Annotated in this window: 17 protein-coding genes; 8 read left to right on the top strand and 9 right to left on the bottom strand. The window is 71.9% G+C overall.

The window, feature by feature from the left end; genetic code table 11:
* Positions 1-69: 69 nt before the first annotated feature.
* Positions 70-465, bottom strand: a complete 396-nt coding sequence (locus tag OG289_RS46025) for a YybH family protein (protein WP_327319976.1) — start codon at positions 463-465, stop codon at positions 70-72.
* A 55-nt stretch (positions 466-520) separates the two neighbouring features.
* Between OG289_RS46025 and OG289_RS46020 the strand changes: the two genes are divergently transcribed.
* Positions 521-1,165: a nucleoside/nucleotide kinase family protein gene (locus OG289_RS46020; protein WP_327319975.1), complete on the top strand. Its 645-nt coding sequence runs from the start codon at positions 521-523 to the stop codon at positions 1,163-1,165.
* A gap of 41 nt (positions 1,166-1,206) precedes the next feature.
* The gene (locus tag OG289_RS46015; RefSeq protein WP_327319974.1) at positions 1,207-1,842 is read left to right on the top strand and encodes a DUF6461 domain-containing protein; all 636 of its coding nucleotides are present in this window, start codon (positions 1,207-1,209) and stop codon (positions 1,840-1,842) included.
* On the opposite strand, the gene OG289_RS46010 is transcribed toward OG289_RS46015, so the two are convergent.
* From OG289_RS46010 to OG289_RS45985, 6 genes are all read right to left on the bottom strand, one after another.
* Positions 1,832-3,664, bottom strand: a complete 1,833-nt coding sequence (locus tag OG289_RS46010; protein ID WP_327319973.1) for a hypothetical protein — start codon at positions 3,662-3,664, stop codon at positions 1,832-1,834. The two genes, OG289_RS46015 and OG289_RS46010, sit on opposite strands and share 11 nt — an antisense overlap.
* Positions 3,665-3,713: 49 nt before the next feature.
* A complete protein-coding gene (locus OG289_RS46005; RefSeq protein WP_327319972.1) occupies positions 3,714-5,432 on the bottom strand; it encodes a hypothetical protein in 1,719 nt (572 codons plus the stop codon).
* A gap of 2 nt (positions 5,433-5,434) precedes the next feature.
* Positions 5,435-6,337, bottom strand: coding sequence for a carbohydrate ABC transporter permease (locus OG289_RS46000; RefSeq protein ID WP_327319971.1), 903 nt, complete (start codon positions 6,335-6,337; stop codon positions 5,435-5,437).
* Positions 6,334-7,254, bottom strand: coding sequence for a carbohydrate ABC transporter permease (locus OG289_RS45995; protein WP_327319970.1), 921 nt, complete (start codon positions 7,252-7,254; stop codon positions 6,334-6,336). Before OG289_RS45995 ends, OG289_RS46000 begins: the two co-directional genes overlap by 4 nt.
* A 124-nt stretch (positions 7,255-7,378) precedes the next feature.
* Positions 7,379-8,701: an extracellular solute-binding protein gene (locus OG289_RS45990; protein WP_327319969.1), complete on the bottom strand. Its 1,323-nt coding sequence runs from the start codon at positions 8,699-8,701 to the stop codon at positions 7,379-7,381.
* Positions 8,702-8,978: 277 nt separating this feature from the next.
* The gene (locus tag OG289_RS45985; protein WP_327319968.1) at positions 8,979-10,112 is read right to left on the bottom strand and encodes an ROK family protein; all 1,134 of its coding nucleotides are present in this window, start codon (positions 10,110-10,112) and stop codon (positions 8,979-8,981) included.
* Between the two features lie 332 nt (positions 10,113-10,444).
* On the opposite strand from OG289_RS45985, the gene OG289_RS45980 reads away from it, so the two are divergent.
* From OG289_RS45980 to OG289_RS45955, 6 genes are all read left to right on the top strand, one after another.
* Entirely contained in the window at positions 10,445-11,353 is a 909-nt protein-coding gene (locus OG289_RS45980; protein WP_327319967.1) for an N-acetylglucosamine kinase, read from the top strand.
* A 192-nt stretch (positions 11,354-11,545) separates the two neighbouring features.
* A complete protein-coding gene (locus OG289_RS45975) occupies positions 11,546-13,462 on the top strand; it encodes a phosphatase PAP2 family protein (protein ID WP_327319966.1) in 1,917 nt (638 codons plus the stop codon).
* Positions 13,463-13,554: 92 nt separating this feature from the next.
* On the top strand, positions 13,555-15,216 hold the full coding sequence (locus tag OG289_RS45970; RefSeq protein WP_327319965.1) for an ArnT family glycosyltransferase: 1,662 nt from the start codon (positions 13,555-13,557) through the stop codon (positions 15,214-15,216).
* A gap of 100 nt (positions 15,217-15,316) precedes the next feature.
* Complete coding sequence (locus OG289_RS45965) at positions 15,317-16,240, top strand: MurR/RpiR family transcriptional regulator (protein ID WP_327319964.1); 924 nt, start codon at positions 15,317-15,319, stop codon at positions 16,238-16,240.
* Between the two features lie 300 nt (positions 16,241-16,540).
* Positions 16,541-16,921, top strand: a complete 381-nt coding sequence (locus OG289_RS45960; protein WP_327319963.1) for a hypothetical protein — start codon at positions 16,541-16,543, stop codon at positions 16,919-16,921.
* Between the two features lie 148 nt (positions 16,922-17,069).
* Positions 17,070-19,409, top strand: coding sequence for a SpoIIE family protein phosphatase (locus tag OG289_RS45955; protein WP_327321000.1), 2,340 nt, complete (start codon positions 17,070-17,072; stop codon positions 19,407-19,409).
* Between the two features lie 28 nt (positions 19,410-19,437).
* Here OG289_RS45955 and OG289_RS45950 read toward each other — a convergent pair whose 3' ends face one another.
* Positions 19,438-20,226 carry a peptidoglycan-binding domain-containing protein gene (locus OG289_RS45950; protein WP_327319962.1) on the bottom strand — a complete coding sequence of 263 codons (789 nt, stop codon included), beginning with the start codon at positions 20,224-20,226 and terminating at the stop codon, positions 19,438-19,440.
* An 83-nt stretch (positions 20,227-20,309) separates the two neighbouring features.
* A complete protein-coding gene (locus OG289_RS45945) occupies positions 20,310-21,137 on the bottom strand; it encodes a hypothetical protein (protein ID WP_327319961.1) in 828 nt (275 codons plus the stop codon).
* Between the last annotated feature and the right edge of the window lie 85 nt (positions 21,138-21,222).

Here is a 21,222-nt window from a genome sequence, read left to right as displayed (position 1 = left end):
CTGGTTCCCCCGCATCGGGCCCCTCACCTGTGTGGCGCACACCACATCTGGGCGCCGTGTCGTGCGCGGTCAGTCGTGCGGGAAGGAGTGGTGCTCGTGCGCGATCAGCCAGCGGCCGCGCTCCTTGCGCAGACCGAAGGTGAGCCGCAGCCTCAGCGTGGGGCACGCGGCGAGCTCCTCGGGTGTGCCGCAGCGCAGCAGGGCATGGGCGTACGCGACGTCGTGACCGGCGGTGACGTCCAGGGTGTCGATGTCGAAGCGGGCGCCCTGGGCCTGCCAGACGAAGAACGGCGGCCAGGTCGCCCGGTAGGCGGCCAGGCCCCGGATGCCCTCGTGGGGCGCCGGCACGTCGTACATCACCAGGTCCTCCGCGTGATGGTCGAGGACGGTGTCGAGGTCGCCCCGGTGGACGGCGTCGGCCCAGCGGGTGATCAGCGTGCGGATCTGCGTCTCGTCGTCGGACACGGGCGTCCTCCTTTCGTTGTGGGTCTCCTTCCAGGAGACTGCGACACTCTGCTGTGTGCTCACTTTCGACGACCTGCTCACACGCGCCCGCTCCCTCGCCGGGGACGGCGGCGGGCGTGCGCTCCTCGGTATCGCCGGCAGCCCAGGCGCGGGCAAGACGACCCTCGCCGAGCGCCTGGTGCGGGAGCTGAACGGCACCGGGGAGCCCTGGGTCGCGCACGTCCCGATGGACGGCTTCCACCTCGCCGACGCAGAACTGGACCGCCTCGGCCGCCGGGATCGCAAGGGCGCGCCCGACACCTTCGACGCGGCCGGGTACGCGGCCCTGTTGCGCCGGCTGCGTGAGGAGCCCGCCGACAGCACGGACGTGGTGTACGCGCCCGGCTTCGAGCGGGTCCTGGAGCAGCCGATCGCCGGGGCCGTGCCGGTGGCGCCGACGGCCCGGCTGGTCGTCACGGAGGGCAACTACCTCCTCCTCGGCACCGGCCCGTGGCAGCGGGTGCGGGCGGAGCTGGACGAGGTGTGGTTCTGCGAGACGGACGAGGAGGAGCGCGTGCGCCGACTGGTCGCCCGGCACGTGGAGTTCGGCAAGGGGCAGGAGGAAGCGGTGGCCTGGGTGGCCAGAAGCGACCAGCACAACGCCGAGCTGGTCGCGGCGACGAAGGAACGGGCGGACCTGGTGGTGCGGATACCCGTCTGACGCCGACCGCGTTGTCAGTGGCTGCCGTTACGGTCGGTGGCATGACTGACGGAATCGTATGGCTGGTGGACGACAGCGGTTGGACGTCCGGCGTCGTCTTCGCGCGGGGCATCTCCCCCGAGGAACTCGCCGTACGCATGGGAGGCGCCCCGGACTGCGCGACGGAGCCGATCACCCACGCGGAGGTGTCGGAGCTCGAGATGGAGATCTACCGGCCGGGCGGGGACGGGGACGGCGTGATCCGCGCCGGCAGATCCGGGGAGTGGTCCTTCGCCCTGGAGTACGGCGACTCCACCGGCGGTGACCTGCTCGAGGAGATATCCGCGGACGGCGTCGAGGCCGTGCACTACGTGCCGCCCCTGGAACACCCGCCCGCCACCTTCCACTACACGCGCGACGGCGTGTCCCTGACCGGGTACGGCCTGACGGAGGAGATCTGGCGCTGGGGGCAGGAGCCGGATCTCCTCCTGCCCGACCTGGTCGCCGCGGGCATCCTGAGCGCCGACGGGAAGACGTACCTCCCGCCGGAGGACGAGCACTACAAGACGGCGTACCGCCGCAGCCTGGGTGTGGTGGAGCGGCGGTTCGGGCTGTCCCTGTCCCCCGCGTTCCTCCGGGACGCCCGGCTGCCCGCGTACGCGGTGCGCGGCGAGCCGGACATGGACCTCAGTCGCTGACGGCGCGCAGTGTCAGCTCCGGCTCGGCGTGCGCGTCGTCCGGTCCGAGTACGGCGGTGAAGGCGTCCGTGGTCACGGTCAGGCCCTCCTCGCCCCACGCCACGGACACGGTGAACGGCTCCTCGGTGCCGTACCGCACCGCGAAGACGTGCAGGTCGTCAGGGGCGTCGGCGACCGGCCCGGCCTCCAGGGCGGTCGAGGCGACCAGGTGCTTCCAGCCCTCGTCGGGGTTGCCGTAGCCGCGCGGGTCCTCCGCGAGGGCGAAGGCGGCCTGTTCCTGGGTGAGTTCGGCGCGGGCGTCGAAGAAGTCGTCGCCGGTCGCCTCGGGGTGCGTCAGACGCAGGGTGCCCCCCGAGGAGACGGATGCGCGTGCCGTACGACGGACCCGGTCGCCGTCGTCCTCGGCGTACGGCAGGCCGGCCAGCAGGTAGGGCGTGCCGTCGAGGCGTTCCACGGCGACCGTGGTCCACAGGGTGGTGCCGTCGGTGACGTACAGGGAGCGCACATGACGCAGGACATGGTCACGGCCGACGACCGGCTTGGTGACCAGCTTGGCGGTCAGGCCGTCGGCGCGGACGTCGCGCACGCGGACCTCGCCCATGGGGCGGCACAGCAGGAAGCCGTCGGTGACGGGGCCGAAGCCGTGCTGACGGTTGACGGCGGCGGGCAGGTAGTAGGCGCCGGCCGCCTCGATCACCGCCGGCGTCATCCGGTTGTCGAAGGCCACCGAGACCGTGCCGGCCCGCAGTTGGTGCCGTGCGGCCTGCGGGGAGGGCTCGCGATGCCAGCGCGTGGTGTCCTGGATCTGCCAGACCAGCATCCACGCGAAGTGCCCGTCGACCCCGCCGTCCGCCTTGGCCGCGTGCCGGGCCCAGCGGCTGTCGCCCCGGTAACGGCCCAGGTCGGAGCCGATACGGGCGCCGAAGTAGCGCAGCCCGAGGACCGACTCGAAGGCGGAGTGCTGCTCGCTGTAGCGGGGGCCGCCCTTGTCGAAGCCGCCGCCGGTGAGGCGGGCGTCGATGTAGCGGGCGAGCGCGTCGCCGTCCTCGGCGAAGATCTCCTCGCCGCTCACCCGGTGGGCCTGGGCGAGGAAGGAGAGGGAGATCGGGCCGTAGTTGTTGTCGTAGGCGCCGCCGTGCTCGGGGGGCAGCAGGGCGCCCCGGTCGCGGACCCGGTGCGCGCGGATCTCCTCGGTGTACAGCGCGAGTGCGCGGGACCGGACCCGGGCTCCGTCGGAAGCGGGCAGATGGCGCGCCAGCATCAGACCGCCCACCACGCAGCCGATCGCCTGGTTGCCCGCCTCCTGCGGGTTGAAGAAGGTCGCCTCGGTCAGCCAGCTCCAGTAGCCGCGCGCCACCTCCAGCAGTTCTGCGCGCTGCGCGTCGTCCACCGGTCCGTCGGCCGTGTCGAGGACGTCGACGGCCTGGAGCAGCGCCCACACCGTGCTCGGCCAGTCACCGATGGGGTGCGCGCCCGCCTCGAGGACGTACCGGGCGTACGGGAGACCCGAGTCGCGCACGGTGAGGTTCGGGTAGCCGGGGTTGTCCTCCCGGTAGACCCGCTCGCGCAGATGGAAGGCGAGGCTGCGGCGCACCGCCTCCGGCAGGCGCGGGTCCTTGGTGCGCTGCCAGGCCAGGGCCAGCAGGGACGTGATGCCGAGGGAGGTGTCGCCGATGTCGTCGAGGCAGTCGGGGTGTTCGAGGTTTCCTTCCGGCGTCAGCCGGGCCAGCGCCTGCTCGGTGACGTCCGCGAGGACCGCGTCGTACGCCTGCGGGGTGTCCGGCAGGTCGTGCAGCGGGCCGCGCTGGTGCGTGAGGTACACGGGGATCAACCCTTCATGCCTGGGGTGGCCATGGCGTGGTTCGTCGGGGTCACACGACGGGTGCGGGCCGGCGGGCGTGCAGTGCGACGGTCAGTGTCTGCGGGCCATGTCCACCGATGTAGACGCGGTTCCCGGTCGTCGCGTCGGTACCGCCCACCACGGTGTGGTCCTGCCCCGGGTCGTACCGCAGTACGTCGCTCCGGTCCGGCCCGGCAAGCGATTCGCCTGCCTCGATGTCGGCCTCGACCCGGATCTCGTCGTCACCGACCCGGTAGGTCATCGGCCCGGTCGTCAGGCACCAGCGTCCGTCGCCTATCGGTACGGCGCCCTCTGGCACGCCGCCGGGCCGGAAGGTCAGTTCGAGGGCCCAGGGCACCCGTGGTCCGCTGATGTCGATCCGCAGGTCGGCACCGTCGTCCCTCAGGTCCACCTCGACGCGGGTCGTGTGTGAGACCTCGTCCCGAGGCCGGTCCGGGAAGGCCATCGCGGCCGAGAAGCGTCCTTCGTCCGCCATCCGGTAGGCGCCGTCGTCCCGCCGCTGGTCCGGCGGGAGCGGCTGGTAGTAGGCGGCCGAGAGGGTTTCGGTGAGCCGGTAGCGGCTGTCGGCGAGGCGTTGCATGTCGGCGGCGCGGAACGGGCCCAGGTCGAAGAACCCCCGCGAAAGACGGACCGCGTCGAGGACGGCGTTGCCGGCGAACAGGCGCAGGAAGGTGGGGTTGCAGGCGAGGCCCGAGCGGATGCGCCGGTGCTCGGGCACGTCGGAGCCGCCGTACACCACCGTGTGCGCGGTGGCCGAGGCGCGTGCGGCGAGGCGTGCTGTGGTGAGGTACCGGTCGCGCGGAAGTGCCTCCGCGGCCGGGGCCGGCAGGGCGCAGCACAGGTCCGGGGTGAGGAGGGTCTCGGCGAGCAGGTCGGGGTCGTCGATGCCGCCGGCGGCCGCCAGCCGCGCCACCCGGGCGAAGTCGCCCCGGCCGGTGCGGATCGCGAGCAGCCGGTAGTGCGGCAGGTAGGGCGTCAGCGGGAACGGGCGGTTCTGGTCCTGCCGTCGCGAGTGGACGGTCTCCACCGTGCCGTCCGGCCTGATGAGGTCCAGGGTCGTGGCGAGATTGCGTTCGACGGCGTACAGCAGGTCGGCGCGGCCGAGGACCTCGGCCAGCAGGAGCAGCGAAGGGTTGGACACGTGGGCCGCGTAGTTGGCGCTGCGTTCCGAGTACAGGCCCTCCGCGTCGATGTCGACGCCCTCGGCGAGCCACTCCTCGACGCGGTCGAGCAGCCGGTCGTCCGGGAACGACCGGTGCAGCCGGGCCAGCGCCGCGGACAGTTCCCAGCGGTGGTTCGGGGTGTGCACCCCACCGGTCAGGAGACTCTCGGTGGCGGCGCCGGCGATCTCGGCGAGCACGGCCGCGACGTCGTGCAGTTCCGGCCCCGCGCCGGCGGCGAGGACGTGCGCGTCGCACACGTCGTTGACGGTGAACGCGGAGTCAGGCGGTGACTGCACGTTGTCGCCGCCGGCGAAGAGGCCGGTGGTGGTCTGCGCGGCCCGCAGAGCGCGGAGGTGGGTCATCGCGGCGGCGACGGCCTGCCTGCTGCCGTGCAGTGCCGAGTCCGGGGAACGGTACGCCGCGACCAGAGTCTTCACCCGGCGTGCCAGAACGCGGTGGGTCACACCGGCCGGTTCCTCGCCAGGACCGGCCGCCAGCGGGGCGGCCGGCCGGTCGGCGGCGCCGGCCACCGCGCGGACGAACTCGTGGTCGAGCGGGGTGGGCAAGGTCAGTCCTTCAGTCCGGCGTTGATGTCGGCGCCCATGACGTAGCGCTGGAACACCAGGAAGATCGCGATCAGAGGGATCATGGAGATGACCGATGCGCCGAGCAGTACCGACCAGTTGATGTTCTGCGCGCCGACGATGCTCTGGATGCCGATCTGCACGGTGAACTTGTTGGGGTCGTTGAGCATCAGAAGCGGCCAGATGTAGTCGTTCCACCGCCACTGGAAGGACAGGATGGCGAGGGTCAGCATGATGGGCCGGGAGAGTGGCACCATGATCCGCAGGAAGATCGACAGTTCGCGGGCGCCGTCGATGCGTGCGGCCTCCACGAGTTCGTCGGGAACCGTCAGGAAGAACTGGCGGAACATGAAGCATCCGGTCGCGGTGAGCACGGCCGGGAGGATGATGCCGGCGAACGAGTTGTAGAGGCCGAGGTTGCGGACCACCAGGAACTCCGGGGCGAGCATGACCTCAGACGGCAGCATCGTGGTGGCCAGGATGCAGATGAAGAAGACCTTGAGCCACTTGTTGTCGTACTTGGCCAGCGCGTACCCGGTGCAGCAGCTGACTCCCACCGTGAGGATCGTCGTGATCACGCACACGATGGCCGTGTTGATGAAGTACTGGGAGAAGTTGGCACTGCGCCACGCCGTCAGGTAACCCGACAGGGTGGGGTTGTGCGGAACCACCGTCAGCGGATAGGAGAACAGGTCGCTGGCCGGCTTGAGGGAGCTGAGGATGAACCACAGCACCGGCAACCCGTACAGGCACGCCAGGATCCACAGCAGTGTCGTCGCGGGCACCGCCCGCCGGAGCCCACCACTACCCGCCCTGCGGGGCCGCTTCTTGGAGACGGCCCGTCCGGGATCGGCGTCGACCGGGCGTGGCATGTCTGTGGTTGTCATCGGTTCTCCACCCGCCGGTTGACGATCAGCTGGATGATCGCGACGGCCATCAGGATGAGCATGAGCACGAATGACGCGGCGCTCGCGTAGCCGATCTGGCCCCGTTTGAAGCCGGTCTCATAGATGTACTGGACAAGCAGGTTGTTCGACGTGCCGGGTCCGCCGTTGTTGAGGGCGACGAACACCGGGTATTCCTTCATCGCGTTGATCGTGTTGAGCAGGATGACGATGAACGAGGTGGGAGCGATGCTCGGCAGCGTGATGCTGATGAACTGCCGCCAGGGGCCGGCGCCGTCGAGGGAGGCCGCCTCGTAGTACGACACCGGTACGTTCTTGATCGCCGCGATGAACAGCAGCATCGAGAAACCCGTCCAGGCCCAGGATGCCGCCATCACCACCACTATCAACGACAGGTCCGCGTTCGACTGCCACGGAACGGCACTTCCGCCGAGCTTCTCGATGACGTAGTTGACCAGTCCGAAGTTCTCACCGAACAGCCACCGCCACAGGACACCCACGACAATGGGCGACAGAAGCCACGGGATGAAGAAGATGACGCGGGCGACCGACGCGCCCTTGGCGTGCTTGCCCACCACCAGGTTGGCGGCGAGCAGCGAGAGCGCGAAGTTCAGCGGTACGAAGAGCACGGCGTACAGCAGCGTCCGGGTCAGCGCGTCGTAGAAGGTGGAGTCCCCGAACAGGTTGTGGTAGTTGTCCAGTCCGATGAACTGGAACGCCCCCACACCCGTGTAGTTCGTGAAGGAGTAGACGAGCCCGATCACCGCCGGCCAGACGAAGAACAGCGCGAAGAGCACAACATTGGCCGCGATGAGGACGAGCGGCGCAAGGATGTACTTACTGCGTCTCCTGGGCGGGCTCGCGGACACGGCGGACACGTCCGAGGCGCGTTTTGTCATCTTCCTGACTCCGTGCTGGTCGAATGGATTCCTGTGGGCTCACGCCATGAGCCCGGCATGCGTGGGCGCCCAGGCCGGGCGGCGGTGTTGTCTCGACCCCGCCGCCCGGCCCTCTGGCCTACGATCAGCCGCCGACCTGCTGGTTGTAGCCGGCCACGATGTTCTCCAGGGCCTTGTCGGCCGACTGCTGGCCGTTGATCGCCTTGCCGAGCTCCGTCTTGGTCGGGTCCTCGGTGAGGCTCTTGCCCTTCAGCACCCAGTTCGTCTGCGCGCCGCTGAAGTAGCCGGAGATCGGGGCGTAGAGCGGGATCGACTCGTTGTACAGCTTGAACGCCGCCTGCGCCGCCTCGGAGGTGAAGGGGTACTTCGGGTTCAGACCGCTCTCGACCGGCAGGAACCCGGACGCCTCACACAGCGCCTGGTAGTGGGCCGGCTCGTACAGCCAGGACAGGAACTTCGTCGCGGCGGTGGCCGCGTCGCCGTTGTTGTTGAAGCCCACCGTCATGCCGCCGCTGTTGACGTCGCTGGCCTGCACAGGCTGGGCGGGAGTCGGGACGCTCGCCCACTCGAACTTCTTGATGCTCTCCGCGAAGGAGGCAACCTGCCACACGCCGGACCAGTAGGCGACCACGTCACCGCTCTGGAACATGGCCGACGGGTCGGCGCCGCTGGTCCACACCGACTTCGGCATGGTCTTGTCGTCGTTCAGTCCGACGAAGTAGTTCACGGCCTTCTTGGTCGCCGCGTCCACCGAGAACTTGCCGGAGGAGTCAGCGTGGACGTACTGCCCGCCCATCTCGTACACCATGGCACGGAGCCTGGACGGCGACTGGTCGAACGTCAGGGAGTACTTGGCGCCGGTCTTCTCCCGGACCGTGTCCGCCGCCTTGATGAAGTCCGTCCAGGTCCAGGTGTTCTGGGGCGAGGTCGGGACGGCGACGCCGGCCTTCTCGAACAGCGTCTTGTTGATGAACAGGCCGGACGCGGTGACGTCCGAGGGGATGGACAGCACCTTCCCGGACGAGTCCTTGGCGAGGAAGTTGGCGTTGATCTTGTTGGTCTTGTTGTTGGCGATGGAGCTGAGGTCGATCAGCTTGCTCGACCAGATCGGGTCCAGCGCCGGCACGGCCGCCACGTCGGGCAGGGAGTTCGCCTGCGCGGCGTTGTGCAGCTTCGTCGGGTAGCCGTCGTAGGGGATGTTGACGAGCTTGACGTTGACGCCGGTTTCCTTCTTGTACTGCGCCACCATCTTCTTCCAGCCCGCGTCCTGCCCCGGAACCGTGGAGATCCAGAACGTCAGCGACTTGGAGGTACCGCCCGAGTCGGATCCCGACCCGCAGGCGGAGAGCAGCAGGGCACCTGCCGTGGCCACCGCAGCGAGGGGAACCACGCGGCGTATGCCGCCGCGGCCGAGTCGGCGAGAGCGCCGCACACCCACATTGGTCATCTTCGATCCCTTGTTTCGTCGTAGGGGACGGAGCACGGCGCCGACAGAGGCGGCACAGGTGCATTTTGCAGGAAGGTTTGCTTTCCGAGGGCGCGGCCTCGCCCGGCCGCGTCATCCTGACGGGAGAGGGTCCCCGGCCGCTGTGGCCGTCGCCGCACAAGTACGCCCTGGCGCGGTTGCCGTACGTCGAGTACGGGCGGGACGCTCACCCCAAGCCGACGTCCCGGCCGACTTAGAAAGCGCTTGTCCGGACATTGGCAGACCGAGTCGCGGGCCGTCAATCCTTGGCCCGCGCGGTCTCGGTCACGGTTTGGACTCCCCGGGCGACCGCGAGCCGTGCGGCGCCCGTGACGGTGCCGGAATCCCCGACCGTGCTGCTGACCACCTCGGTGGGCCAGCTCAGCCGCGCCAGCTCGGCCCGCACCCCGGGCAGGAGCTGCGGATCCGCGCCGGTGCTGCCCCCGAGCACGATGAGACCCGGGTCCAGCACGGCGGTCACGGCGGCGGCGAGACGGCCCACGTCCACGGCATGGCGGCCGACGACCGCGCCGGCCGTGGCTCTGCCCTCCCCGGCGAGGGCGAAGAGCCGCTCGGTGGTGCGCGGGCACGGCCCGTCCGCGACCTCCCAGGCCTCCCTGGCCCGGCGCAGCAGGGAGCGGGCGCCGATGTACTCCTCCAGGGCCTCCTGGCGCGGCTCACGGCCGTCGTCCCAGGGATAGGGCAGTCTGGCCAGCTCTCCGGCGGCCCCGTTCGATCCGCGCAGCACCTGCCCTCCGACGACGATGCCGAGACCGATGCCGACGCCGATCCGCAGATAGCCGAAGGTGTGGCGGCCCCGGGCGGCGCCCTCGTGCAGTTCCGCGAGCGCCGCGCAGTTGACGTTGTTCTCCAGGTGGACGGGCACGCCCGGCGGCAGCGCGACGGCCATGGCGTCGAAGACCGGGCCCGCCTTCTCGGTCGCCGGGCGCATGCCGCTGCCCCGCAGGTCCCGCGCCGCGACGTCACCGACGGCGACGACGATGGAGCGCAGCGGAACGCCGCCGGGCAGCGCGGCGAGCGCCTCGCGCACGGCGTCGGCGGCGTCCATCCGGGAGGCGGTGGCCTCGGCGAGCAGGGCGCCGTCCAGCGCGCAGCCCCTGACCCGGGTGCGCGCCGGGCCGAGATCCACGGCCAGCACCGCGCCGGCGGCCGGTCCGAGGCAGTAGACGGCGGCCGAGCGGCCGGTGCCGCTGGAGGAGGTCCCGGAGTGCGCGGCGAGCCGAGCGGCCTCCAGTTCCGCCACGGCGGAGGACACCGTCGGCTTGGACAGCCCGGCCAGGCTGGCGAGCTGCGGCCGGGTCGCGCTGCCCGCCTGGGCCAGCACGGCGAACACCGCGCTCGCGCTCTCGGTCAGGCGGGGGGCTTCCACCACGTCGAGTTCCACAGTTTCCCCCACACGGGTACAGGGCCGCGCGCCCGGCCGATCGTCTCGGCGGGCTGCGGCGATGGGATGCTCCGACGTCGCGCGTTCCCGCCCCGCGGCGGCCCGGACGGGCCTCCCGGTGGTCGAGTGCGCGATTCCTCTTGACGCACTGTACTTCGTTAGTTAACTTCCTAACGAACTTCACGGTATACGCCTGCCGTGCTTCGTCAGAGGCCCGTCCCGGGGCTTCCCTAATTCGCTCAAGAGTTCATCCAGGCTCGCCTTCCTTCGGTCACGGTTCGCCCGCCGTCGCAGTTCCATGCAACGACGAAAGAGGATCCGTGCAGGACTCTCCCCCTTCGTGCCCCCTCGTGGTCGGCGTCGACGTGGGCGGTACCAAGACGCATCTGCGCGCAACCGCGGGCGACGACGTCGTGTCCGACCACGTCCGCGCCAGCAGCGGCTGGCGGCCGCACGACCCGGTCGCCGCCGCACACTGGCTGGCCGGCCTCGTCCACGAGGCACTGCCCGAGGCCGCACACCCCGTCGCGCTCGCGGTGGGGGCGCACGCCTGCGAGACCCCCCTGCAGTGCGCGCAGATCCGTGTCGCGCTTCAGGAACTTCTCGGCGTTCCCACGCACATCGTGGGCGACGCCGAGTTGCTCGTTCCCGCCGCCGGACTGGACAAGGGCGTCGGCCTGGTCGCCGGCACCGGCTCGGTGGCGGTGGGCAGACTGCCCGACGGCGGCCCCGTCCAGGTGGGCGGCTGGGGCGCGGTCCTCGGCGACGAGGGCGGCGCCGCCGGTCTGGTCCGCGAGGCGGCCCGGGCCGTATGGGCGGCCCACGATCGCGGAGAGGCGCCCGACGCCCTGGCCCACGGCCTCGTCGCCGCCTTCGGCGTGCCCGAGGTCCCGGCGCTCGGCGCGGCTCTGGAGAGCGCCACGGACGTCTCCGCCGAGTGGGGACGGCACGCCCCCGTCGTCTTCGCGGCCGCCGCCGAGGACTCCGCGCTCGCCAAGACCGTGATCGCCGAGGCCGGTCGGGCGCTCGGCGCGCTCGTCACCCGGCTCGCCACGCGCGGGGTCCCGGTCGACGACGTGGTCGTGGCGGGCGGCACCGTGCTCGGTCAGCCGGCGCTCTACGAGGCGTTCACCGCCGCGCTCGCCGACGCGGTGCCGGGGGCCCGGCCGCAGCCGCTCACCGTGCCGCCGGTAGAGGGCGCGGTGGCGCTGGCGCGTTCGCTTCTGTGAGCCGCCGGCCTCACGTTCACCTGCACGACACGCACCGGTCGCCGGGCCATCGCAGAAGAGACACAGCCCGGCCGTAGATCTTCGCTCGTACGCGTCATCCGGCTCACAAGTCATCAGAAGACCCACGAGCCGCACACGATCGCACCTCTTCCCTCTGGCCCCACGGCCGAAGAACTCAAGAGAGGCACACACATGCCGTCACCCGCCGGGCTCAGCTCCCCCTCGGCCGTGAACAGAAGGCGCTTCCTGAAGGTCTCCTTCGGTGGCTCGGCGGCCCTGGTCGCCGCCCCGACGCTGGTCTCCTGGCTGGCCGCCGCCGACGCCAAGGCCGCCACCGCCCCGCTCCCGTTCGTCGACGACTACAAGACGAACGTCATGACGAACCTCACGCCCGAGACCAACGCCGTGGTGCGGGTCCTGGGCGGGTTCGCGCAGGTGTGGAAGACCGGTGCCGCCTGGAACACCGGAACGCCGCTGCGGCCCGAGGTGCTGCGCGCCAACATGCGCTACTGCGCCCGGATCACCACCGCCCGCACGGACGCGCAGGCCAAGGAGGCGTTCGTCTACGACCGCCAGCACCAGAGCTACGCGATGATCGCGGGCCTGGGTCCGCTGGCCGACCTGTACAGGGCGGGCGCCAAGGCGGTCACGTCGATCACCGGCGCGCCCGACGGCACCCCGCCCGCCAAGATCGACGACGCGGTGCCGGCCGGCGCCCCGGCGGGTTCCGCGCTCGGCGCCGGCTCACACGACTCCGCGCTCGGCAAGGTGGCCGAGCTGGTCGACACGGTGCGCGGCCCGTACGCCTCCGGCAACCCGGGCAAGTACGCCTTCCAGTACCCGCGCCCGTGGCGCATGAACGAGGACAGCGAGGTCGTCGACACCGGCAGGAAGGACGCGCTCGGCTACCCCGTCTACGACTCGAAGGTGGTCGTCGCCCCCCAGCTGCTGCGTCAGCGCAGCACCTCCCCCGTCGACGACGGCGGCTACCCCAGCGGCCACACCAACGCCTTCCACCTGGCGTCGCTGGCGTTCGCGTATGCCGTGCCCGAGCGGTTCCAGGAGCTGGTGACCCGCGCACTGGAGCTCAGCCACACCCGGATCGTCTCGGGCATGCACTCCACGGTGGACGTCATCGGCGGCCGCGTCATGGCCACCGCCCTCGCCGCCGCCACGCTCGCCGACCCGGCCAACGCCGAGCTGAAGGCCGCGGCCCGCGCCCAGGCCCTCGCCTACTTCCAGGCAAAGACCGGCACGACGGCCGACACCCTGTACGACTACGCCCACTCGGACGCCGGCGACGCCTACGCCGACCGCGAAGCCAACGAGCGTGCGGCGCTCCCCCGGCTGACCTATGTCCTCGAGCGGGAGGGCCGCCAGAAGCCGCTCACCGTGCCCAAGGGCGCCGAGGTGCTGCTGGAGACCCGGCTGCCGTACCTCACCGCGGCCCAGCGCCGCGAGGTGCTGCGCACGACCGCGCTGCCCTCCGGGTACGTCCTGCTGGACGGCTTCGAGCAGTGGGGCCGGCTCAACCTGTTCGCGGCGGCAGACGGTTACGGCGCCTTCGACTCCGACGTCACGGTCACCCTGGACGCGTCCAAGGGTGGCTTCCAGGCGGCCGACGCCTGGCGCAACGACATCGAGGGCGAGGGCGGTCTGACCAAGCGCGGCTCCGGCACGCTCACCCTGACCGGGCACAACCGCTACCACGGCGGCACCGTGCTGGAGGAGGGCGTGCTCGTCGCCGGGCACGCAGGCGCCCTCGGCCAGGGCGATGTGCGGCTGGCCGGCGGCACGCTGCGCGCGGGCGCGCCGGTGCGGGTGCGCGGAGCGTGGGCCCAGGAGTCCGGCGCGGTGCTGGACCTGACGCTGCGTGGACACCACGGGCCCGTCCTCACCGTGTCCGGGCGGGTCCGGCTCGACCGGGGCTCGGTGCTGTCGCTGCGCCTCGACGCCGAGCAGCCGCCGGCCGCGGGGACGACCGTCCCGGTGATCGACGCCTGCGCGCTGCGCGGTCAGTTCGACCGCGTGGAGCTGAACTCCGACCGGCTGCGGGCCGTACCCGTGTACACGGCAGACGGTCTGTCGGTACGACTCCTGAAGCGGTAACGCCCCTGGTGGCGGGAGCTGATGCAGAGTGGGCCCATGAGGCTGCTCCGGATCGCTCCCGTCACCGCCCGGCCGGTGTCACCGCAGGGCGGATGATGGCGCGCGAACTGCACTCGGTCCTGGAGCCCGCCTCCGACGCGGGGCCGGCCCGACCCTCGCCGTCGGCCCGCCGACGGTGGCTCGTCCCGCTCCTGGTGGTGCTCCTGCTCGCCCAGACGGCCGTCGCGATGGTCACCTCCGCGGTGCGGCAGACGCCGACCATCGACGAGCCCGTGTACGTCGCCACGGCCGCCGACTACCTGCACGAGCACCGTGTGCGCTACAACCCGGAGCATCCGCCCCTCGGCAAGCTCGTCGTCGCCGTCGGCGTGGCCTTCGCCGACCCGCACGTCGACGCCTCGTTCAGCGGCACCCAGGAGGCGGCGGGCCGGCACCTGTTGTACGAGTCCGGCAACGACCCCTGGCGGCTGATGCTGTGGGCCCGACTGCCGGTGATCGTGCTGACGCTGCTGTTCGGCATGGTGGTGTTCGCCTTCGCCCGCGACCTGGCCGGCCGCGCCACCGCGCTGACGGCGCTCGCCCTGTACGCCCTCTCCCCCGACGTCGTCGCGCACGGCTCGCTGGCGACGCTGGACGTCCCCGCGGCGGGCTTCCTGCTGACGTCGGCGTGGTTGCTGTGGCGGGCCCGCCGCGGCAGGGCGCGCCTGTACCTGCCGCTCGCCGGGGCCGCTCTCGGCGCGGGCCTCGCCACGAAGATGAGCGCGCTGCCCGCGATCCCGGTACTGGTGGCCCTGGCCGCGCTGTCGATGTGGGCCCGGCGGCCCCGCGACCTGCGCAGGGCCCTGCTGGGGGCGGGCGTGGTGGCGGTGACCGCCGTGGCCGTCGTCTGGGCCGCCTATCTCGTGGTCGATCCGCTGCTGCGCTGGGATCCGCGGTCGGCCCACGTGCCCGTGGTGCACGGCCTGCGCGGGCTCCTCGTCCGGCTGCTGCCCTTCCCCGAGGCGTACCGGGACGGCATGCGGATCCAGTTCGGCCTGGAGAACGAGACGTGGCAGGGCTTCCTGTTCGGCCATGTGTACTCCGGCTCGCGGTGGTACTACCTGCCGGCCGCGCTGGTCGTGAAGACTCCGCTCGGCACGCTCGCCCTGTGGACGGCCGGGGCGGTCGCGATGATCGCGGTGCGCCGGCTGCGGCCCGCGGCGCCGTACGTGCTCGTCCCGGCCGCCGTGCTGCTGGCCTCGGCCATGACCGGGTCACGGGACCTGGGCACCCGGTACGCCGTGTTCCTGCCGATGTTCCTGGCCGTGGCCGCGGGATGCGTCCTCACGGTGCGCATACGGTGGGCGCCGGTGGTGGCGTCGGCGCTGGTGGCGTTCGTCGCCGTCAGCTCGCTGCGGACGTATCCCTACTACCTGCCGTACTCCAACGAGGCGTTCGGCGGACCGGCGAAGACGCATCTGCGGCTGCACGACTCCAACGTGGACTGGGGCCAGGACCTGGGGCGGCTGGCGGACCGGCTGCACAGCCGGTACCGCGGCGAGCGGGTGTGGCTCGTGTACAAGGGCAGCGGGGTGCCCGCCTACTACGGCATCAAGGCCTCCGATCCGCGGCAGGTGCCCGCGAGCGAGGTGCACGGACTGCTGGTCGTGTCGGACTCCGCCGCCGCCAAGGCGAAGGGCCCGCTCGCGGAGCTGCTGCGCTCCAGCCGGCCGGTCGACGAGGTCGGGCATTCGATCACCCTGTACCGGCGATGAGCCGCGGTCACCGGGTGTGCGAAAGGGCGTCCTCGCCCTCCCTGACCGGCGGGGTCCCTGAAGTATGTTGAGTTTCGTGGAAGACAAAGGAGGCGCACCGGTGCCATCGCCTCAGCAGGCACGCGCACAGGCATCCGCGATCACCTCGGGCAGAACCGGTCCGGAGACGGAGGTGTCCCCGACCTCCCGGCTCCGGGCGCTCTTCGACGGGCCCCATCTGTCCCCTGGCCAACGGCGTATCGCCCAGTATCTGATCGAGCACATCACCGAGGCGGCGTTCCTGTCGATCACCGACCTCGCCGAACGCGTCGGGGTCAGCCAGCCCTCGGTGACCCGGTTCGCCGCGGCGGTCGGCTTCAGCGGGTATCCCGCGCTGCGGGAGAAGCTCCAGTCGATCGCGCTGGGCGCCCTGGCCGGCGGTCCGGCGGCGGCCGAGGTGAACCGGAGCAACGAGCTTCAGGCGGCGGTCGACGCGGAGATCGAGAACCTGGAGAACCTGCGGCGCGACTTCGCCGATCCGGACCGGGTCATCGACGTCGGCCGCAAGCTGTCGCAGTCGACGCCGCTGACCATCCTGGGGCTGCGGATCTCCGTCTCGCTCGCCGAGTACTTCGCCTACGCCGCCCGCCGGGTCCACCCGGACGTGCGGCTGGTGACCCGGGGCGGCAGCGTCGCCTACGACGCGCTGCTGCAGTCCCGGGAGGCGGGCGGGACCTGGGTGCTGGCGTTCTCGATGCCCCGGCACGCGCAGGAGACCCTGACCGCGGTGCGGGTCGCGCGCAGCGCCGGTCTGAAGGTCGCGCTGGTCACCGACCTGGCGTTGGGGCCGGTGGCCGACGAGGCCGACGCGACCTTCGCCACCGGCACCGGGTCCCGCCTGGTCTTCGACTCCTACGCGGCCCCCGGGGTGATGGCGGCGGCGCTGCTCCAGGCCATGACGGACGCCGGTCCCGAACGCACCCAGGCCAGGCTCGAGGAGTACGAGCAGATCGCCGAGCAGCACCAGTTCTTCCTGCGTGAGTGACCGCCGCTCCGAGACCCCCCTCCCCCTGAAGTACACAGAGGGATCATTCCGGGCAATTCACGCATGAATGTTTTCATACGCCTTGCAAAGCCGACGGCATATATAAATACTGCTCACGGCCGCACCGCCCGCCAAGGGCTCCTGTACGGGCACCCGAAGCCGCCGTCCCCTACCCGCGTCGGCGCCCAGGGTGTTCGGGGCATCGCTTGCGCGAGCGCCCGTGGCGGCCCCGGTCATCCCCTGGACCGGGGCCGCCCCGAACCGTCGGACCACCGTCACGACGCCACACACCCGGAAGCGATGATCATGACCCTGACGACGACGCGCATCAGCTCGGACTGGCCGTGCCAGGTCAAGACGCCCGGCAGCTACGACTGGGAACGCTCGGCGGCCAAGTGGCTGCGCGAGCTGGTGCCCGCGCGCTACGCGAGCTACCCCGCGCTGCTGCGCCACCCGGTACTGCTCGCCCGCCATGCGCAGATCCAGGTCCAGAACGAGGTCCGAGTGGCCCGCACCGCCCTGCAGACCGCCCGCGCCGACCTGCCCCGGCTCGGCCTGCCGGAGTCGGTCATCGAGCACACGATCAAGATGTACGCGGCCGAGGTCATGCAGTTGCAGCACATCGCCCGCAGTGTCCGCGCGGTCACCCAGGCCCTCGTGGAGCAGAACTCCGGGCGCTGAACGGGACGATCCGTTCCGCCGTCCCGACGGACATCACGCCTGGCGGGGGCGTTGTCACGAGACCCCGATCGGATCCCCGTCCGTGTGCGATGCTCAAGGCGTGACGAGCGAACCCGCCCTGCCCGCGGAGTCCGGTGGCGTGCCCGACATGGCCGCACTGACCCGGGTCGTGGCGCGCCAGCGCGCCGAGATGGACCGGCTGCAGGAACTGGCGGCCACCTCGGCGGTGCTGGAGCGTGCCAAGGGCGCGCTGATGGCACAGCTCGGCTGCTCGCCGGACGCCGCGCAGGAGGAACTCCAGCGGCGGGCGAAGACCGCGCGGCGGACGCTGCTGGAGGAGTGCTGGATCACCCTCGGCGCCCTCGCCCCGCCGCCGCCCACCGCCCCGGAGCAGGCTCCGGCCGACGCGGCCGTGCGGGCAGCCGCACCCGCCCAGGGCGCCGAGGAGATCGACGCCGCCGCCCTCGGCCGTCTGAGCCGGGCCCTCGTTCGCGTCGGCACCCGGCACGATCTCGCCCGGTGCCTGCTGGAGCAGCTCGGCCCGGACGTGGCGGCCGACGCCGTGATGATCTTCGCGCGGCTGCCCGCCGGCGGACTGGAGCTCGTCGGGCACGCCGGCATCGACGACACGCTGGCCTCCCAGTGGAGACGGGTGCCGCCGCTCGCCGGGATCGCCGCGCTGGACGCCCTCGAGGCCGGCCGGCCGCGCTGGCTGGAGGACCTCCGCGAGGACCGCAAGCGGTACCTGCTGATCGGGGACCCGCCCGAGCGGTGGGGGTCCCGGGCCTGGCTGCCGGTGGGGACCGGGGACACGGCCGACTTCGCGCTCGGGATCCTGCGCCGCCGCGAGGGCGCCTTCCCGTCCTGGGTCCGCGAACGCCTGCTGGCCGTCGCCCAGTTGTGCGCGGGCCCGCTGCGCACGTTCGGCACCCGGCAGGGATCTGCCGTGGGCGCGGCCGCGAACGCCGTACAGACGGTGTTCGACCGGCTGCCGGTCGCCGCGGTGCTGCTCGCCCCGCTGCGTTCCCCGTCGGGACGCGTCGAGGACTTCCGCATCGACGCCGCGACCGCTGTGACCTCCGACGGCGTGGGCCGCAGCGGGCGCGAGCTGGTCGGTCTGCGCTTCCTGGAGTGCTGGCCGGAGATAGCCGACGAGCCGCTCTGGCAGGGTTGCCTGGACACACTGGCCGGCGAAGAGCCCTACGAGGGCGAGCCGTTCGCCCGGCAGCAGGTGGTGGCCGGGGTCAGCGAGCTCTCCACGTACTCGGCGCGGGCGGCACGGCTGGGCGACGGACTGGTCGTCAGCTGGGGCAGACACGACCCTTCCGACCGGCAGGAGCAGCGGCTGGCGGACGTGCAGCGGCTGGGCAACCTCGGCTGGGCGACCTGGAACCTGGTCACGGGCGAGGCGAACTGGTCCGCCCAGGTCTTCACCATCTTCGAGCGTGATCCCGCTCAGGGGGTCGTCCCACTCGCCCGGCTCCCCCGACTCGCCCTGCCCGAGGACGTGCCCGTGCTGGCCCGTACCGTCGGGGAGCTCGTGCGGCACGGGCGGCCCTGCGACGTGCCGTTCCGGATCGTCACCCGCGACGGCATCCGCCATCTGCGGGTGGTCGCCGAGGCGGTGGCGGACATGGACGGCACGCCCGTCGAGGTGCACGGCTTCGTGCAGGACCTGACCGCGCAGCGCAGCGCCGAACTCGCGCTCGTCGCCAGCGAGCGGGCGATCCTCACCCAGCACGGGGTGCTCCAGGCCGAGCGCACGGTGGCCGCCCGGTTGCAGGACGCGCTGCTGCCCCTGCCGAAGCAGCCCGTCCAACTGGCCGGGCTGCGCGTCGACATCGCCTACCTGCCCGCGCAGGCGGGCCTCAGCGTCGGCGGCGACTGGTTCAGCGCCATCGAACTGCCCGACGGCGACGCCCTGTTCGTGGTCGGCGACGTCGCCGGTCACGGCGTTGGCGCCGTCGCCGCGATGGCCCTGCTGCGATTCACCGCCAAGGGCATGGTCATCACGGGTTCGTCACTGACCGGGGCGCTCGCCCGGCTCAACGCCCTGCTGCTGCACTCCCGCGACCCGCACGGTTCGGCGACCATGGTCCTGGCCCGCTACAACCCCGGCGAGCGGCTGCTGAAGTGGGCCCAGGCCGGCCATCCGCCGCCGTTGCTGGTGCGGGCCGGTGCGGCGCACTACCTCGAGCGCCCCTTCGGGATGCTGCTCGGCGCGACCGACACGCCTCGCTACGAGGAGGCGGAGGTCCGCCTGGAGCCCGGCGACCGGCTGCTGTTCTACACCGACGGCCTGGTCGAACGGCCCGCGCAGAGCATCGACCGGGGTCTGGAGCGGCTCGCCGGGGCCGCCACCCACCGCGGCGCAGCCGGGCCGGCCCCACTGGACCGGCTGCTCGGCGCGATGCTGGACCCCGAGGGGCGCGACGACGTGTGCGTGCTCGACATCCGGGTGCCGCTGCCGCGGAACAGCGAGCGGTAGAACCCTCGGTCGTCGCGCCGCCGCCAGCTCATCCGGTGCCCGAGGCGGTGCGGGACTCCAGATCGCGGCGGGTGTCGTCGCCGTAGACGCCACTCTCGTCGCCGCGGATGCCGTACCAGAGCTGGAAGCGGGCCACGGCCTCGGTGAGAACGGTGTCGTAACGGCCGTCGGTGGGGCCGTTGTCGTACACGTTCGGGATGCGCAGCAGGCGCTGCTGGAGGTCCGTCACCTCGGGGCCGCTGTCGCCCTCACGGAGGGTGCCGGCTCCGTCGGGGTCGGCGGACTGTGAGGATGTGGCGGCCGGGGTGGGGGTCGGCGCGGGCGTCTGTGCGGCGGCCTCGCTGCCCCGGCCCGGCAGCAGGAGCGCGCAGGCGAAGCCGACGAGCGCCGCCGCGCACACACCGACCGTGATGGCGCCGCGGCGCAGGCCCGCACCGGAGTCGGTGCGGGCGCGTGTCCGCGCGCGGTCCGCGACCGGTGCGACCCCGGCGGATCCGCCCCGCCCCCGCACCGCCCTTCCGCCGCCGCCGGGCAGGGATCCGGGACCGCCGCGCTCCCTCGCCCAGTCCCGGCCGCCTCGGGGCGTCGTCGTGGTGACCGCGCGTGGGCTCAGTGGCGGGAGCTCCTCCGTCTCCCACTCGTCCTCGGCCTGCTTGGCCGGCAGGGGTATCGACTCGTAGGCGTTGGTGTCCTGGGTCAGTTCGGTCATCTCGCGGAACAGCTCCGCGAGGGCATCGGTGTTGCGCGGTCGCAGGACCCGAATGGGTTCCAGGACCGGGCGTTCGTGCGGCTGTCCGGGTTCGGCCGGTGTCGGCACGCTCGTCTCCCTCCCGTGGGTCCCCCAGGAGGGATACGGACGCGCGGGCCGCCGGGTTCAGCCGGCGCGTTCAGTGGGCGCTTTCAGCGGGCGAGGAAGCGGTGCAGGGAGCGGGTGGCCGCGGCGACGAAGGCGTCCCGTCCGGCCTCGTCGAGGGCGTCCAGGGACAGGTACGGGTTGAGGTCCTCCAGCTCCATCAGCAGCAGTTCGCCGTCGGGGGCCCGGCAGGCGTCGACGCGCTGGATGCCGTGCGCGAGACCGTTCCAGTCGACGAAGCGACGGGCGAACTCCAGGTCCCGCACGGTGGGTTCGTACGGCTGGAGCTGCCAGCGTCGGTCGGGGTCCGGGGCGTGGAGCGCGTACTGGAAGTCGTGGTCGACATAGGTGAAGGAGACCTCGTAGACGAAGTCGACGCACGGCTGGACCAGGACCGAGCCGTCGGCCAGGGCGGGCAGGGCGTCGGGCGGGACGATGCGCAGGCCCAGGGAGTCGGCGCCGAGCCTGGGCTTGACGACGTAGCGGTCGGCCTCGGGAAGAAGGTGCAGGTGCTCGGGGCGGTCGACGGTGGGGATCACCGGGAATCCCTCGGCGGTCAGGTCGAGGAGGTACTGCTTGCCCGCCATGTCGGCGCGGCCGGTGAGCGGGTTGTAGACGCGTACGCCGTCGTGGAGCGCTCGCTCCCGGAAGGCCTCGTACTCCTTCTGGTAGCCCAGGACCGGGCCGCTGTTGCGGACGACCACGCCGTCGAAGGCGTGCATCAGGGCGGCCGCGTCCCTCGGATGGCACAGGGCCAGGTCGAAGTCCGCGCGCAGCCGTGAGGTGAGGAAGACGTCCTCGTCGCAGTAGCGGCGCCCGCGGGCCTGGTAGGCCAGGTCGGTGACATAGAGGAGACGGGGACGGGCGGCGGGCATGCGGGTCTCCTGGTGGCTGTCGAGCGGTGCGGAAAGGTTACGTCAGGCGGCGAGCGGCGATCCGGGGCGGGACGGCCGTGACGGG

It is taken from the genome of Streptomyces sp. NBC_01235 (genome assembly GCF_035989285.1).
Classification (GTDB): Bacteria; Actinomycetota; Actinomycetes; order Streptomycetales; family Streptomycetaceae; genus Streptomyces.
This window is presented reverse-complemented; position numbering and strand designations above follow the sequence as displayed.

Coding starts and splice junctions, on each gene's coding strand:
- OG289_RS45945 (WP_327319961.1), bottom strand. CDS start 21,137: ATGCCCGCCGCCCGTCCCCGTCTCCTCTATGTCACCGACCTGGCCTAC.
- OG289_RS45975 (WP_327319966.1), top strand. CDS start 11,546: ATGCCGTCACCCGCCGGGCTCAGCTCCCCCTCGGCCGTGAACAGAAGG.
- OG289_RS45955 (WP_327321000.1), top strand. CDS start 17,070: ATGGCCGCACTGACCCGGGTCGTGGCGCGCCAGCGCGCCGAGATGGAC.
- OG289_RS45995 (WP_327319970.1), bottom strand. CDS start 7,254: ATGACAAAACGCGCCTCGGACGTGTCCGCCGTGTCCGCGAGCCCGCCC.
- OG289_RS45960 (WP_327319963.1), top strand. CDS start 16,541: ATGATCATGACCCTGACGACGACGCGCATCAGCTCGGACTGGCCGTGC.
- OG289_RS46000 (WP_327319971.1), bottom strand. CDS start 6,337: ATGACAACCACAGACATGCCACGCCCGGTCGACGCCGATCCCGGACGG.
- OG289_RS45970 (WP_327319965.1), top strand. CDS start 13,555: ATGATGGCGCGCGAACTGCACTCGGTCCTGGAGCCCGCCTCCGACGCG.
- OG289_RS45990 (WP_327319969.1), bottom strand. CDS start 8,701: ATGACCAATGTGGGTGTGCGGCGCTCTCGCCGACTCGGCCGCGGCGGC.
- OG289_RS46015 (WP_327319974.1), top strand. CDS start 1,207: ATGACTGACGGAATCGTATGGCTGGTGGACGACAGCGGTTGGACGTCC.